Consider the following 14,021-nt stretch of genomic DNA (forward strand, 5'->3'; position numbering starts at 1 on the left):
TGCGGCACCACCATGACACAGCGGCAGATACCGGTGAGGAAATCTACAATTATCATTAATTGCAGCAGATCGCCAATCGGCAGCTAATTCTTGCGCTGCCACCGGCCACGTTCATCGGTCTGCCAGTAAGTGGCCGTAAAGCCCCTCGCCTTACAATCAGTCCAGGCTGCTCGCGCTGCAGCGAGCGCATCGGAATCGTCACCGTTAAATACCAGCACCATGCGCTCATAGCCGTCGGCATCCGCCGGCACTGCTGCGCTGTCCACAAGGAACCGGACCTGGGCACGATTGGGATTCCCCTCTTCGATCGCGAGAATGATCGGCTGATCCGCAGCGTCCGCCACACGCCAGGTGGCGTGCGGCAGAAATGAATCATCACGATAGGTCCACAAATGCGCATCGAGCGCATCGGCGCGTTCTTCTGACGTGGATTGCACGACGACACGCCAGCCGCGCTCGAGTGACTTCTCGAGCAGCGGTGGCAGCACGCTCTCCAGCGTCATGTTCTGCAGGTGATAGAACAGGACCTCGGTCATCGTGTCGGACTACTTCTTCGCCTCGTAATAGTCGGCCACAAGCCGATCCAGCAGCCGCACGCCGTAACCCGAGCCCCAGCTCTGATTGATCTCTGTCTTCGGCGCGCCCATGGCGGTGCCGGCGATATCGAGATGCGCCCACGGCGTATCGTCGACGAAACGCTGCAGGAACTGCGCCGCAGTGATCGAGCCGCCATTGCGCGTGCCGGTGTTCTTCATGTCGGCGAATTGCGAGTCGATCTGCTTGTCGTATTCCGGACCGAGCGGCATCCGCCAGACACGTTCGCCGGTGGTCTGTCCCACGGTGGACAGACGCTCTGCGAGTTCATCATTGTTGGAGAACATGCCAGCATATTCGGTACCGAGCGCGACCATGATCGCACCGGTAAGCGTCGCCAGATCGACCATGAATTTTGGCTTGAACTTCTTCGCCACATACCAGAGCACATCGGCCAGTACGAGGCGACCTTCAGCGTCGGTGTTGATGATTTCGATGGTCTGACCGGACATCGACGTCACGATGTCGCCCGGACGCTGCGCGTTGCCATCCGGCATGTTTTCGACGATGCCGATGGCGCCAACCACATTGGCCTTGGCCTTGCGGCCCGCAAGTGCATGCATCAGGCCAACGACGCAGGCTGCGCCGCCCATATCGCCCTTCATGTCTTCCATGCTGCCGGCCGGCTTGATGGAGATGCCGCCGGTATCGAAGGTCACGCCCTTGCCGATGAAGGCCACGGGCTGCTCGCCCTTCTTGCCACCGTTCCAGCGCATCACCACCATACGGCCGGGACGCACAGATCCTTGGGACACGCCGAGCAGCGCGCCCATGCCAAGCTTGGTCATCGCCTTGACGTCGAGCACTTCGACCGTGACGCCGAGCTTCTTTAACTCACCGGCGCGTCGCGCGAATTCGGCGGGAAACAGCACATTCGGCGGCTCATTCACGAGCTCGCGGGCCAGCACGACGCCGTTGACGATATGATTGCCCGGCACAAAGGCCCTCTTGGCTGCGGCGACGTCACCGACGGCCAACGAAACCGCGACGCTGCCGGGCGTCTCGTCAGCATCCTTCTTCTTGGTCTTGTAACGATCGAATTTGTAAGCGCGCAGCAATACGCCGGAGGCGACCGATGCCGCCTGCTCCGGCGTCATTGCACCCGAAGCCAGCTCCGCGATGACGGTCACCGCCTCATTGCTGCCGCCGACCTTGCCGGCGAGCACGCCGCCAAATTTCAGCAGATCGGTCTCCTTCAGATCGGCCGGCTTGCCGGTGCCGATCACGATGAGACGCGACGCCTTGATGCCGTCCGGGGCCAGGATGTCGAGCGTCGATGCACTCTTGCCCTTGAACTTGCTGGTTGTAGCCGCGCGCTTCACCGTTGCTGCGGCGTCCCCGAGAGCCTTGGTCGCGGCAGGACCGAATTTCAGCGTTTCGTCGCAGAACACCACAAGAGCACCGCGCGCAGCAGTGGCAAACGGGACGAAGCCGACCTTGACGGCGTCGGACATGGCAAATTCCTCCAGAAGATCAGGGCTGTCGCAGGGGTCGGCGCGGAATCCGGTCAGTGCGGCGGGGTTGAAGTGTTTTGTTGTCGCCGCAGCGTGAACCGTCAAGACAGGTTCTGACCGAAACCGCCAAGGATCGATAGTTTCTTGTGTTTCCCCCGAGGGAAACCAAACCGCCCGTAACCCACGATTCGGGCATTGCCTGTGTCCGAATGTGTCGACTCTGACCTTAGGTGACGGTCTTGCCAACGAATAGGCCCCACCGACGGATCCGTCTCCTCGTCGTCACGCTGGTTGCGAAGCATTTCAGTGGCCCAAGGGACACATCAGGCACATAATTAACCATATCTTGAGCGAGCCATCCCCCGGCCATTTTGTTGACCAATCAAAGGGATGCTAAGTGAGATGATGGGCTTGTGAAGGTCGCGGCATGTCGTTTTGGGGGTCCCCTCGCGGGATTGGGCATGCCGGCAGCTTTAACGGCCGGAATGGGGATTGATCGGACCGATGGGGTCTATCGACAGGTATATTTTCCGCACGACGCTGGCGTCGTTTGCGGTGGTTCTGGTCAGCCTGACGGGCGTGATCTGGATCACGCAAGCGTTGCGCGGAATCGACCTGATGACGAGCCAGGGTCAGACCATTCTGACCTTCCTCGGCGTCACCAGCCTGGCGATTCCCGTTCTCGTTCTGATCATTGCTCCAATCGCCCTGATGATCGCGGTGTCCCACACCCTGACCAAGCTCGCGACCGACTCCGAAATCATCGTCATGAATGCCGCCGGCCTGTCGCCGCGACGGCTGTTTCGTCCCTTCCTGTTCGCGACAATGGTCGTATCGTTGCTCGTGGCATTCATTGGCTCATATCTGGCACCGGATGGCATGCGCCGGCTGAAGCGCTGGGACGCCGAGATCACGGCCGACGTTCTGGCGAATATCCTGCAGCCAGGCCGCTTCGCTCAGCTCGATCAGAACCTGACTATCCGCGTCCGGGAGCGTCAGCCCGGCGGATTACTGGTCGGGATTTTTGTTGATGATCGTCGCGATCCCAAAGAGCGCGTCACCATCATTGCCGACCATGGCACGGTGCTGAAGAACAAGGATGGTTCGTTCCTGATTCTGGAAGACGGCAATCTGCAGCGCTTTGAGACGGGTAAGACCGACCCCGCCATGGTGGCGTTCGGCCGCTATGCTTTCGATATGTCGAAATTCTCCAATCGCAGCCAGGACGTCACCTACGGAATTCGCGAACGGTATCTCTGGGAATTGATGGTGCCGCCCGTGGATGACCCGCTTTACAAGCAGGTCCCGCGGCAGTTTAGCGCCGAGATGCACGACCGCTTGATGGCGCCGATCTATCCGCTGGCCTTTGCCGCCTTGACCTTTGCATTCCTGGGCTCGCCACGGACCACGCGGCAAAGCCGCAACTTCTCGATGGGCAGCGCGATTGCCGCGGTGTTCGGCCTGCGCATGGCGGGCTTTGCTTGCTCCGTCGTGGCAGCGAAATCGGACTTCGCCGCACCGCTTCAATATGCCTTGCTGGCGACAGCGATCGGCGTCAGCTTCTGGATCATCTCAGCCGGGATTGTGGTGGAACCGCCGGCCAAGCTGGTGGAAGCAATCAACAGATCCAACGAGCGGTTGTTGCGCCTCTTCCGACGGCCAGCCGCCGCATGAGCATGATCACCAACACCATCGGCAGGTATTTCGCGGGTCGCTTCCTGGTGGCAGCCTTGGGCGTGTTCACCAGTATCTTCATGCTGCTGGTGCTGGTCGACTACATCGAGATGGTCAGGCGCACCTCCGGGCTGGCCTCGGCCTCCGCTCTGATGGTGGCGCAGACGTCGCTGTACCGGGTGCCGCAGTTGCTTGAGAAGATGATGCCGTTTTGCATCCTGATCGGCGCCATGACCTGTTATCTCGCGCTGTCGCGGCGGCTCGAATTGGTGGTCGCCCGCGCCGCCGGCGTCTCGGCCTGGCAATTTATTTCCCCTGCACTGGCCAGCGCTCTCATCCTGGGCGTGCTGGCGACTGTGGGCTACAATCCCCTGTCGGCCAACCTGCGCGAGGAATCGAAGCGGATGGAGGCCCAGATGTTCGGCGATGCGCCGGGCGGCGGCGTCCAGGACGCCTCCGGCTTCTGGATCAACCAGGTCAACCGCGAGGGCCAATCCATCATCAATGCCGCCCGCAGCGAGCAGCAAGGCGTCCGCCTGACCGGCCTGACCGTGTTCCGGTTCGACACCGAATCCCAATTCAAGGAACGGATCGAAGCTCGCGAGGCATCGCTGGAGCCCGGCCGCTGGTTGTTCAAAGGGGTGCGACGCTACACCCTCGATTCGCCCGTGGTCGAGCAGGACAGCATGTACCTGGCCACGACCCTGACCCCGCTGCAGGTCAGAAACAGTTTTTCGACCCCCGAAACAGTGTCATTTTGGCAACTTCCTTCGTATATCAAATCCTCAGAGAGTTCGGGTTTCGCGACGGCGGGGTATCGCTTGCAGTATCATAAGCTTATCGCACAGCCGTTTTTGCTGGTTGCGATGGTGATGCTGGCTGCTTCCGTGAGCCTGAGGTTCTTTCGGATGGGCGGTGTCCAGAAGATGGTTTTGAGTGGCGTGGGCGCAGGCTTTCTGCTCTACGTCCTGTCGAAAGTTACGGAAGATTTGAGCAAGGCTGAGTTGATGCATCCGATTGCTGCGGCGTGGCTGCCTGTGTGTGTGGGCGGCCTCACCGGCTTTTTGGCCTTGTTGTACCAGGAGGACGGATAGTGGCTGTGTTTGCCGCCCTCCGTGAGCAGGCATTTGATTGGAAGCTGCGCATGACCACGCGCGGTGACCGGTTTTGCACGTCTGGCGTACTGGCCCCGGTGCTCGCAACCGTTTTGGGTCTCTCGACTGGCTTTGGCGTCGCGACGACAACGCCGGCGGCTGCCCAGAGTTTCACCTACAATCGCCCCGCCACCCGGCCTAAGCCGCCGCCTGCCGCCCAGACCGGGCAGATGCTGGTGCAGGCCACCGAGGTCAATTACGACTATAACAACTCGCGCGTCGCCGCAGTCGGCAGCGTGCAGATGTATTACAACGGTACGTCCGTCGAAGCCGACAAGGTCATCTACGACCAGAAGACCAAGCGCCTGCACGCCGAAGGCAATGTCCGCATGACGGACGCCGACGGCAAGATCACCTATGCCAACCTGCTCGATCTCAGCGACGACTACCGCGACGGTTTCGTGGATTCGCTCCGTGTCGATACCGCGGATGCGACACGCATGGCCGCGACGCGCGCCGAGCGCACCGCCGGCAACTACACCGTGTTCCAGAACGGTGTCTACACGGCCTGCGCCGCCTGTAAGGAAGATCCGAAGAAGCCGCCGCTGTGGCAGGTCAAGGGTGCCCGTGTCATCCACGACCAGACCGAAAAGATGATGTATTTCGAGGACGCCCGGATCGAGTTCTTCGGCGTTCCCCTCGCCTATATCCCGTATTTTTCGACGCCCGATCCGACGGTGAAGCGCAAGACCGGCTTCCTGATGCCGATGCCGTCGCAGAACACCAATTACGGTTTCGGTGTCGAAACCCCATTCTATTGGGCGATCGCCCCCGACTACGACGCGACGTTCTCGCCGCGCTATACCAGCAAGCAGGGCTTGTTGATGCAGGGCGAATTCCGCCAGCGACTGATGGACGGCGCCTACCAGATCCGCGCCTATGGCATCAATCAGCAGGATCCGAATGCATACGCTAACACGGTTGGTCAGAAGGACTGGCGCGGCGGAGTCGAGTCCAAAGGCCAGTTCGCGCTGAACGACAAATGGGTCTGGGGCTGGGACGCGGTCGCACTCAGCGATTACAACTTCCTGCAGGACTATCGCTTGTCCATGTACAAGGATCCGTACGCCTCGTTCCTGAACCTGCAGACGGAAGCCGTTTCGCAACTCTATCTGACGGGCGTCGGCAAGCGTAGCTTCTTCGATGCACGCACGATCTACTATCTGAGCTTCTCCGGTAATCAGAGCCAGGTCCCGGTCATTCACCCGGTGATCGATTACAATAATGTGCTCAACCAGAACATTCTGGGCGGCGAGTTCAGTTACAAGTTCAACATGACCAGTCTGAGCCGTGATCAGGCCTCATTCACGCCGATCACATCACTCGCCAATACCAACGGATTGTGCAATCTGACTTCCGCAGATCCGCTCGCGAGAACGCCAACCAATTGCCTGATGAACGGCATTCCTGGCACCTATACCCGCGTGACCGGTGAAGCTCAGTGGCGCCGTTCCTATACGGACTCGTTCGGCCAGATATTCACGCCGTTCGCGATCCTGCGCGTCGATGCGATCGATGCCTCGATCTCGAACCAGCCCGGCGTGTCCAACTTCCTGCCGACCGGCGACACGACCGCGCTGCGGGTGATGCCGACCGTAGGCCTCGAATATCGCTATCCGTTCATCAACGTTCAGCCATGGGGCACCACCACCCTCGAGCCGATCGCGCAGGTCATCATTCGTCCGAACGAAACCTACGCCGGTAAGTTGCCGAACGAAGACGCGCAGAGCATGAGCTTCGACGCGAGCAATCTGTTCAGCGTCAACAAGTTCTCCGGTTACGACCGTGTCGAAGGCGGTGGTCGCGCCAACGTCGGCGTGCAGGCTACCACACAGTTTGATCGTGGCGGTTCCGTCAAAGTCCTGTTCGGTCAGTCCTATCAACTTTTCGGCCTGAACTCGTTCGCAGTCGCCGATACGACCAACACCGGCGTCAACTCAGGACTGGCCACCTCGCGGTCAGACTACGTCGCCAGCCTCGCCTATTCGCCGAACCGCACTTATACGGTCAGTACCCGTGCTCGCATCGACGAAGCAACCGGCAACATCTCGCGCTTTGAGGCGGAGGGTCGCGCGAGCTTCGACCGCTGGTCGGTCAGCCTGATGTATGGCAACTATGCACCGCAGGCGGAATTGGGCTACCTCACTCGCCGCGAAGGCCTCCTCGGCACCGGTTCGATCAAACTGGCATCGAACTGGGTGGTCACCGGTGGCGCGCGCTGGGACCTTGAGGCCAACAAGATCAACCAGTACACGGTCGGTGCCGGCTATGTGGACGATTGTTTCGTGCTCGGCGTCAATTATGTCACGTCCTACAACTACGTGAGTAACCTGAGCACGCCGCCCGTTCTGAGCCATACATTCATGTTCCAGATTGGCCTGCGGACAATTGGCAATACCACGTCTGCGAGCGGAACCGGCGGCACTTACTAGTATCGGTCCTTTGTGCCGTGAAATCTCCGTTTTCCGTCGCGATGTATGCGAATTCTGCTTTCAAGAGAGCTTTGACACCGCGGTTTTGACAATGATGGGTACGATGATTTCCGGACGCGTTCTGCGAGCCACTTTGGCGACGGCAGTTACCCTTCTCATTTGCGTGGGATCGCCCGCTCGGGCCCAGTCCGTCGCTGTCATGGTCAATGGCGAGCCCATCACCAATTTCGATATCGAGCAGCGCACCAAGTTGAATGCACTGTCCGGCGCGAAGACGAACAGCCGCCAGGACGTGATCGAGGAGTTGATCAGCGAAAAGGTGAAGATCAAGGAAGGCAAGAAATACAGCGTCGATCCCGGTGCTTCGGAAGTCGATGGTGCATTTCAGAACATGAGCTCGCGCATGCGCCTCACGCCGGATCAGCTGGTGCAGTCGCTGGCGTCCAAAGGCATCCGCCCGGACACGCTGAAAAGCCGTTTGAAGGCCGACATGGTCTGGAACGCGATCGTCCGCGGGCGCTTCAAGCAGAGCCTGCAGGTCGGCGAAAAAGAAGTCGATGCAGCTGTCCAGAGCGCCGGTGGCGATGCCATGACCGAAGCGTTCGAATATCAGATGCGACCGGTCGTGCTGGTCGTGCCCCGCGGTGCGGCGTCCGGCATGATGGAAGAGCGGCATAAGGAAGCCGAAGGGCTGCGCGAGCGTATCCAGAGCTGCGAAGACGCCAACCGTACCTTCAAGTCGATGCAGAATGCGACTATCCGCGATACGGTCGTGAAGACCTCTGCCGATCTGCCGCCGTCGCTGCGAGAATTGCTCGACAAGACCCCGATCGGACGTCTCACGCCTCCGGAAGTGACCCGTCAGGGCGTCGAAATGGTCGCTCTATGCGCGCGCAAGCCGACCAAGGTCGATACACCGAAGAAGCGAGAAGTCCGCGACAAGATGTTTGCCGACAAATTCGAAGCGAAGTCGAAATCCTACCTGCAGGAAGTGCGCAAAGCGGCGATGATCGAATATCGGTAGTTTCCGATCCGGCTTAGGCCGCGACTGGCTTAGGGCGGCACCATGACCAAACCTCTTGCGCTGACATTGGGCGAACCGGCCGGCATCGGCCCGGACATTGCCATCGCTGCCTGGCTGCGTCGGCACGAACTCGACCTGCCCCCGTTCTATCTGCTTGGTGACCGTGACTTCATGGCGGAACGGGCCAAGACGCTCGGCCTCGACGTCAGGCTGGCCGATGCAACGCCCGCCAGTACCACTGAGACGTTTGCTGACGCATTGCCGGTGGTGTCGATCGGGCAGACGGTCACTGCGCCTCCGCGCCGTCCTGACGCTTCCAGCGCGCCTGCAGCCATTGCCTCGATCCGTCAGGCGATCGCGGACGTGGAAGCCGGCCACGCCAGCGCCGTCGTGACCAACCCGATCGCCAAGAGTGTGCTCTATCGCGCAGGTTTCACTCACCCTGGTCACACCGAATTCCTCGCCGAGCTTGCCGCCCGCGACGGAAAGGTCCCGCTGCCGGTGATGCTGTTGTGGTCGCCCGAACTGGCCGTGGTGCCCGTCACGATCCATGTCTCACTGCGCGATGCTATTGCCCAACTGAGCGGCCCGCTGATCACTGCCACCGCGCGCATCGTGGTCAACGACATGAAGACCCGTTTCGGCATCAAGCGGCCACGACTGGCCATTGCTGGCCTCAATCCGCATGCCGGCGAAGACGGTTCGATGGGAGATGAGGAGCAGGCGTTCATCATGCACGCGGTCACCGTATTGCAGAACGAAGGCATCGACGCACGCGGGCCTTTGCCCTCCGACACCATGTTCCATCCGGCAGCCCGCGCGACCTATGACTGCGCGATCTGCATGTATCATGATCAGGCGCTGATCCCGATCAAGACCATCGCCTTCGATGAGGGCGTCAACGTCACGCTCGGCCTGCCCTTTATCCGCACCTCACCCGATCACGGCACCGCCTTCGACATCGCCGGCACCGGCAAGGCTAATCCGTCGAGCCTGATTGCGGCGCTGAAACTCGCGGCCCGCATGGCTGCGACGCAATCCGCATGAGCGGGATCGACGATCTGCCGCCGCTGCGTGACGTCATCAAACGTTTCGATCTGCAGGCGCGCAAATCGCTCGGCCAGAATTTTCTGCTCGATCTCAATCTCACCGCACGCATCGCCCGCGCCGCCGGCCCGCTGGAAGATTGCACGGTCATCGAGGTTGGCCCCGGTCCCGGCGGCCTCACCCGTGCATTGCTGGCCGCCGGCGCCAGGCGCGTCATCGCCGTCGAGCGTGACGAGCGCGCGCTCGGCCCGCTCAAGGAAATCGCCGCGCACTATCCTGGTCGGCTCGAGATCGTCATCGGCGACGCCCAGACCTTCGATCCGCGCTCGATGCTATCAGGCGAGCGCGCCAAGATCGTCGCCAACCTCCCCTATAATATCGGTACGCAGCTCCTGATCGACTGGCTGTGCACCGAGCCGTGGCCGCCCTGGTACGACATGATGGTGCTGATGTTCCAGCGCGAGGTCGCCGAACGCATCGTCGCGGTCGAAGATGACGAGGCTTATGGCCGGCTCGGTGTGCTGTCGAACTGGCGCGCCGAAACCAAAATCCTGTTCGACATCTCGCCGGCCGCCTTCACGCCGCCCCCGAAGGTGACGTCATCGGTCGTGCGCCTCGTTCCCCGCGCGGAGCCAGAGGCCTGCGAACGACGCCTGCTGGAACAGGTGGCCGCTGCAGCATTCAATCAGCGCCGCAAGATGCTGCGGCAGAGCCTGAAGTCCCTCGGCGTCGATCCGGAGCGGCTCGCCGCAGCTGCCGATGTCGACGTTACCCGGCGCGCCGAGACGGTTCCGGTGTCGGGCTTTGTCGCGATGGCGCGCGAATTATCCAAGACCCGAAAAACCAAGAGCGTTACGCCGACGCCTTGATCTCCTGCGCCGGGCTCCTGATCGCGGCCCACATGAAACATGTGCAGGCGAGTGCCACGAACATCGGCAGCCCATGCGTCAGTCCCTGCATCGCAGCGCTGGCGAAGACCGGGCCGATCAGCGCGCCTGCGCCCCGCATCAGTCCCATCGCCGCATAGATACCAACCAGCTGGCTGCCGCTGAAGCGACTGCCGACAATGGTCAGCATGATCGTATAGATCCCGACGAACACACCGCCCCACACGAACAGCAAAGGATAGATGGTCCACGGCGACAACAGCGCCCATGGCCACACGAGCGCACCGATCACCGCCAGCCCCGCTAAAGCGATGATCATGCGACGTCGGTCGAGCTTGTCGCCAAGCCAGCCAATCGGGAGCTGCAGCACAATGGCGCCTATCATCATGCACGACATCAATTGCGTCGCTTCGGTCTCGAGCCAGCCGAGCTTCACGGCATAAAGCGCGAGGAACGACAGCCCAGCGCTTTCCACCGTTGCATGCAGAACCGTTGCCGCCATCGCGATCGGCGCCAGCATGATGAAGCGCAGCGGATTGGCATCCACGGGTTCATCGAACACCGGCTGCGCAATCCCGGGCATCGCCAGACACATCAAGGCAAGGATGGAGAAGCCCGCGCCGACCCAATAGGCCATTGCGCCCTGCGTCCCCACGAGGGACAGCGTGAGCGGCCCCAGCGCGAAACCAACCGAAAGCGCGGCTGTATAGGCTGCCATGGCGCGGGCACGGGTCGCGTCGGTGCTCAGGCTGTTCAGCCAGGTTTCCGACATCACGAACAGGGTTTCGGACGCAGCGCCAAGCACGATGCGGAGCGGAAACCAGAGCCAGATCGACGGCACGGCCAGAAACAGCAAGAGCACCACAACAGCGACGGCCAGCGCACCGATCACCATACGCCGCATGCCGATACGGGCGGCGAATCTTGGCAGTACAAATGCCATCGCCAGCACACCGACCGCATGCATCGCAGCATTCGCCCCGATGAACGCGTCGGACGAGCCGCGTTCTGCGAGATCCAGCGCAATCAGTGCGGCACTGAGGCTGTAAGTCAGGCCGAAGATCATCGCCGCTCCGATGACCGCTGCGCGTGACCAGAGCGTGGAACCGGGTATGGAACCGGCTGAAGACTGCATGCGTGACCCCACGATGAACGCAGAGCTCCTCGCATAAAAACATTAATCATCCGCTGGCTATATCTGGCCCTGGAAACTGGGATCATGGGCAACCGATGATACGACTTCTGCTCCTCCTGCTGGGCGCGGAAGTGGTGCAACGGCGCTGGCGGTTGCTGCTCGCGATCGGCGTGCTGTGGGCCGCCTTGGGCCTCGCTATCGTGATCGACGCGTTCGATGGCAGCACGATCGTGCGACCGCACTATTTCGGCTACCTGCTGCTGCTAGAAGGCATTGTCAGCCTGCTGGCTGCCCTGCTTGCCGTCACGCGCCGGCCCTATCAGTTCGCCAAGGCCGTTATCCTGATCGTACCGGCCGTCATTATCATCGCGCAGCCGCGTCATTCCAATCTGTTGATCGCGATGCTGCTGGGCGGCGTGCTGCTGCTCGACGGCAGCGCGCGCATCGTCAGTGCCTGGGTGGTGCGCTTCGAGAACTGGCGGATGGCAATCGGTGCTGGCGTGATCGAACTGATGCTGGCCGCCACCACGCTGGAACCATGGCCGACCTGGTACGAGGGCACGATCGGCTTCAACATCGGCGCGTTGCTGATCGTATCGGGACTGAGCACGATGTTGCTGGCTAATCGCTTGCGGCGATTGCCACCGGATGCACCGATCTCGATGCTGGTGGGCGGCGCGTTTCCGACCGCATTGTGGGTGCCCGCCACGCCGGATGATGCCGGCAAGGACGATCTCGTCGTGCATGTCTGGACACCCACAGGGCCCGGCCGCAGGGCGCGGCGCCGACCGCTGGTGGACCGCTATATTGCGGCTGTCGACGCCAATGGTATCGTCTCCACCGGACATGCAGCACTTGAGCTCACGCCCAATGTCTATGTCAGCCATTATCCCGCCGTCGAAATCGATCGCGCACCGGATGAGTTCGGCCGCGTGCTGCGCGCGGGCGTCGAGAACGACCTGCCCGGCCGTTTCCAGCCGAGCTATGCCGAGGAAGCACAAGGATGGTGCGAGGCCACTGAACATGTCCGTTTCACGCGCATCGATCGCGTTCGCGTCCGCCACTTCTGGCGCACCTACCGCGTTGATACGACCTACAACCTCACCAGCCGCAACTGCTCGACCGCCGTGGCACACGCGCTCGATGCGGCGCTCGAAGGCGTACTCGGACGCACCGAGCGACCGTGGCGCGCATTTTTCCGGGCCGCGGTCACGCCCGAATTATGGGTCGCGGGCGTGTTGCGGCAGCGCGCCGAAGCAATGGCCTGGACACCCGGATTGGTCCTCGACTATGCGCGGCTGCTTCAGGTGTTGGTCGAACCCACGCCGGAACAGATCTCCCCGGACTGGTCGCGCCTCAGACGGCTCAGTATCCGCCGAGCAGCACGGGCCCGCACGCGCACGGCATGACCTTCTGCACGTGTGGCGCAGGTGCGAACCTGGCGCTCTTGGGCACCCTTGAACTCGCCCCCATCCTGTGATTGCTAGGATGCAACGAAGTCTAGGGAAAACAAAAATGGCTCTTATGAAACGCCAGTCTCTGGTGAAATTCGACGCTCCGCTCTGCGAAACCATCGTCGACACACCGAAGCCGCAGGGCAAGGAAGTACTCGTCCGCATCGAATGCTGCGGGCTGTGTCATTCCGATCTGCATATCCAGGACGGCTATGCGGATCTCGGCGGCGGCAAGAAGCTCGACACCACCCGCGGCATGACCCTGCCCTTCACACTCGGCCACGAAATCGCGGGGATTGTCGATGAAGTCGGCCCCGACGGCGATCAATCGCTGATCGGCAAAAAGAAGGCTGTCTTCCCGTGGATCGGCTGCGGCAAATGCCGCGATTGCCTTGCTGGCGACGAGAACCTCTGCGCCAAGAACCGCTTCCTCGGCGTGTCGCTCGACGGTGGTTTCGCAACGCATGTCCTCGTACCGGACGAGAAGTATCTGCTCGATTACGATCCGCTACCGATCAACATGGCGGCAACTCTGATGTGCTCGGGCATCACCGCCTATGGCGCGCTCAAGCGTCTCGTTGATCGCCCGCGACAGCGCAACCTGCTGCTGGTGGGTCTCGGCGGCGTCGGCATGGCCGGTCTCGCGCTGGCCCAGGCGATGTTCAAGCAGCCGATCTCGGTGGCCGACCTCAACCCCGCCGCACGCGAAGCCGCGCTGAAGAACGGTGCTGCCTTCGCTTACGATCCGGCTGAGCCGGACGTCGCCAGGCGGATGGTCAAGGAGAACGATGGCGGCTTCGATGGCGTGGTCGACTTTGCTGGTAATGACAAGTCCATGAACTTTGCGGTGGCCACGGTGGCGCGGGGTGGCAAGATCGTGGTGTCCGGCCTGATGGGCGGCGAGTTCAGCCTGCCCATGGTGCAATGGATCTATAAGCGCATGACCATCGAGGGCTTCATGGTTGGCACGCTTGAGGAAGCCAAAGAGCTGACGGCGCTGGCCCGCGCAGGCAAGCTCAAGCCGACGCCGATGAAGGCGGAGCCGATGGACGATGCCCAGAAGTGGATCGATGAACTGCGCGCCGGGAAGGTCGTCGGCCGGATCATGCTGACCAACTGAATTAGACTGCACTCAGGCTCTGGCCCGGATTGCGCTTCATGCGATC

Annotated in this window: 11 protein-coding genes; 8 read left to right on the forward strand and 3 right to left on the reverse strand. The window is 61.5% G+C overall.

The window, feature by feature from the left end; all coding sequences use genetic code 11:
* Positions 1-83: 83 nt before the first annotated feature.
* Positions 84-536 carry a DNA polymerase III subunit chi gene (locus AB8A50_RS08335; RefSeq protein WP_175366132.1) on the reverse strand — a complete coding sequence of 151 codons (453 nt, stop codon included), beginning with the start codon at positions 534-536 and terminating at the stop codon, positions 84-86.
* A gap of 9 nt (positions 537-545) precedes the next feature.
* Positions 546-2,048: a leucyl aminopeptidase gene (locus AB8A50_RS08340; protein ID WP_439077381.1), complete on the reverse strand. Its 1,503-nt coding sequence runs from the start codon at positions 2,046-2,048 to the stop codon at positions 546-548.
* A 504-nt stretch (positions 2,049-2,552) separates the two neighbouring features.
* Between AB8A50_RS08340 and lptF the strand changes: the two genes are divergently transcribed.
* The 6 genes from lptF (at position 2,553) to rsmA (ending at position 10,248) form a co-directional block, all read left to right on the forward strand.
* Complete coding sequence (gene lptF / locus AB8A50_RS08345; protein ID WP_068731073.1) at positions 2,553-3,722, forward strand: LPS export ABC transporter permease LptF; 1,170 nt, start codon at positions 2,553-2,555, stop codon at positions 3,720-3,722.
* On the forward strand, positions 3,719-4,816 hold the full coding sequence (gene lptG / locus AB8A50_RS08350; protein ID WP_175366134.1) for an LPS export ABC transporter permease LptG: 1,098 nt from the start codon (positions 3,719-3,721) through the stop codon (positions 4,814-4,816). Before lptF ends, lptG begins: the two co-directional genes overlap by 4 nt.
* Positions 4,817-4,866: 50 nt before the next feature.
* Complete coding sequence (locus AB8A50_RS08355) at positions 4,867-7,308, forward strand: LPS-assembly protein LptD (RefSeq protein WP_439077382.1); 2,442 nt, start codon at positions 4,867-4,869, stop codon at positions 7,306-7,308.
* A gap of 94 nt (positions 7,309-7,402) precedes the next feature.
* Positions 7,403-8,332, forward strand: coding sequence for a SurA N-terminal domain-containing protein (locus AB8A50_RS08360; RefSeq protein WP_439079942.1), 930 nt, complete (start codon positions 7,403-7,405; stop codon positions 8,330-8,332).
* A gap of 42 nt (positions 8,333-8,374) precedes the next feature.
* The gene (gene pdxA, locus AB8A50_RS08365; protein WP_439077383.1) at positions 8,375-9,379 is read left to right on the forward strand and encodes a 4-hydroxythreonine-4-phosphate dehydrogenase PdxA; all 1,005 of its coding nucleotides are present in this window, start codon (positions 8,375-8,377) and stop codon (positions 9,377-9,379) included.
* Complete coding sequence (rsmA, locus tag AB8A50_RS08370; protein WP_439077384.1) at positions 9,376-10,248, forward strand: 16S rRNA (adenine(1518)-N(6)/adenine(1519)-N(6))-dimethyltransferase RsmA; 873 nt, start codon at positions 9,376-9,378, stop codon at positions 10,246-10,248. The genes pdxA and rsmA overlap by 4 nt, the downstream gene beginning before the upstream one ends.
* On the opposite strand, the gene AB8A50_RS08375 is transcribed toward rsmA, so the two are convergent.
* Positions 10,232-11,401 (reverse strand): MFS transporter, encoded by a 1,170-nt coding sequence (locus AB8A50_RS08375; RefSeq protein ID WP_439077385.1) that lies wholly within the window; start codon positions 11,399-11,401, stop codon positions 10,232-10,234. The genes rsmA and AB8A50_RS08375 overlap by 17 nt on opposite strands.
* A gap of 95 nt (positions 11,402-11,496) precedes the next feature.
* Between AB8A50_RS08375 and AB8A50_RS08380 the strand changes: the two genes are divergently transcribed.
* The gene (locus AB8A50_RS08380; protein ID WP_439077386.1) at positions 11,497-12,810 is read left to right on the forward strand and encodes an HdeD family acid-resistance protein; all 1,314 of its coding nucleotides are present in this window, start codon (positions 11,497-11,499) and stop codon (positions 12,808-12,810) included.
* A 106-nt stretch (positions 12,811-12,916) separates the two neighbouring features.
* Positions 12,917-13,975 (forward strand): alcohol dehydrogenase, encoded by a 1,059-nt coding sequence (locus AB8A50_RS08385; protein ID WP_439077387.1) that lies wholly within the window; start codon positions 12,917-12,919, stop codon positions 13,973-13,975.
* The last annotated feature ends 46 nt before the right edge of the window (positions 13,976-14,021 follow it).

It is taken from the genome of Tardiphaga sp. 841_E9_N1_2, from assembly GCF_051811065.1.
Classification (GTDB): Bacteria; Pseudomonadota; Alphaproteobacteria; order Rhizobiales; family Xanthobacteraceae; genus Tardiphaga; species Tardiphaga robiniae.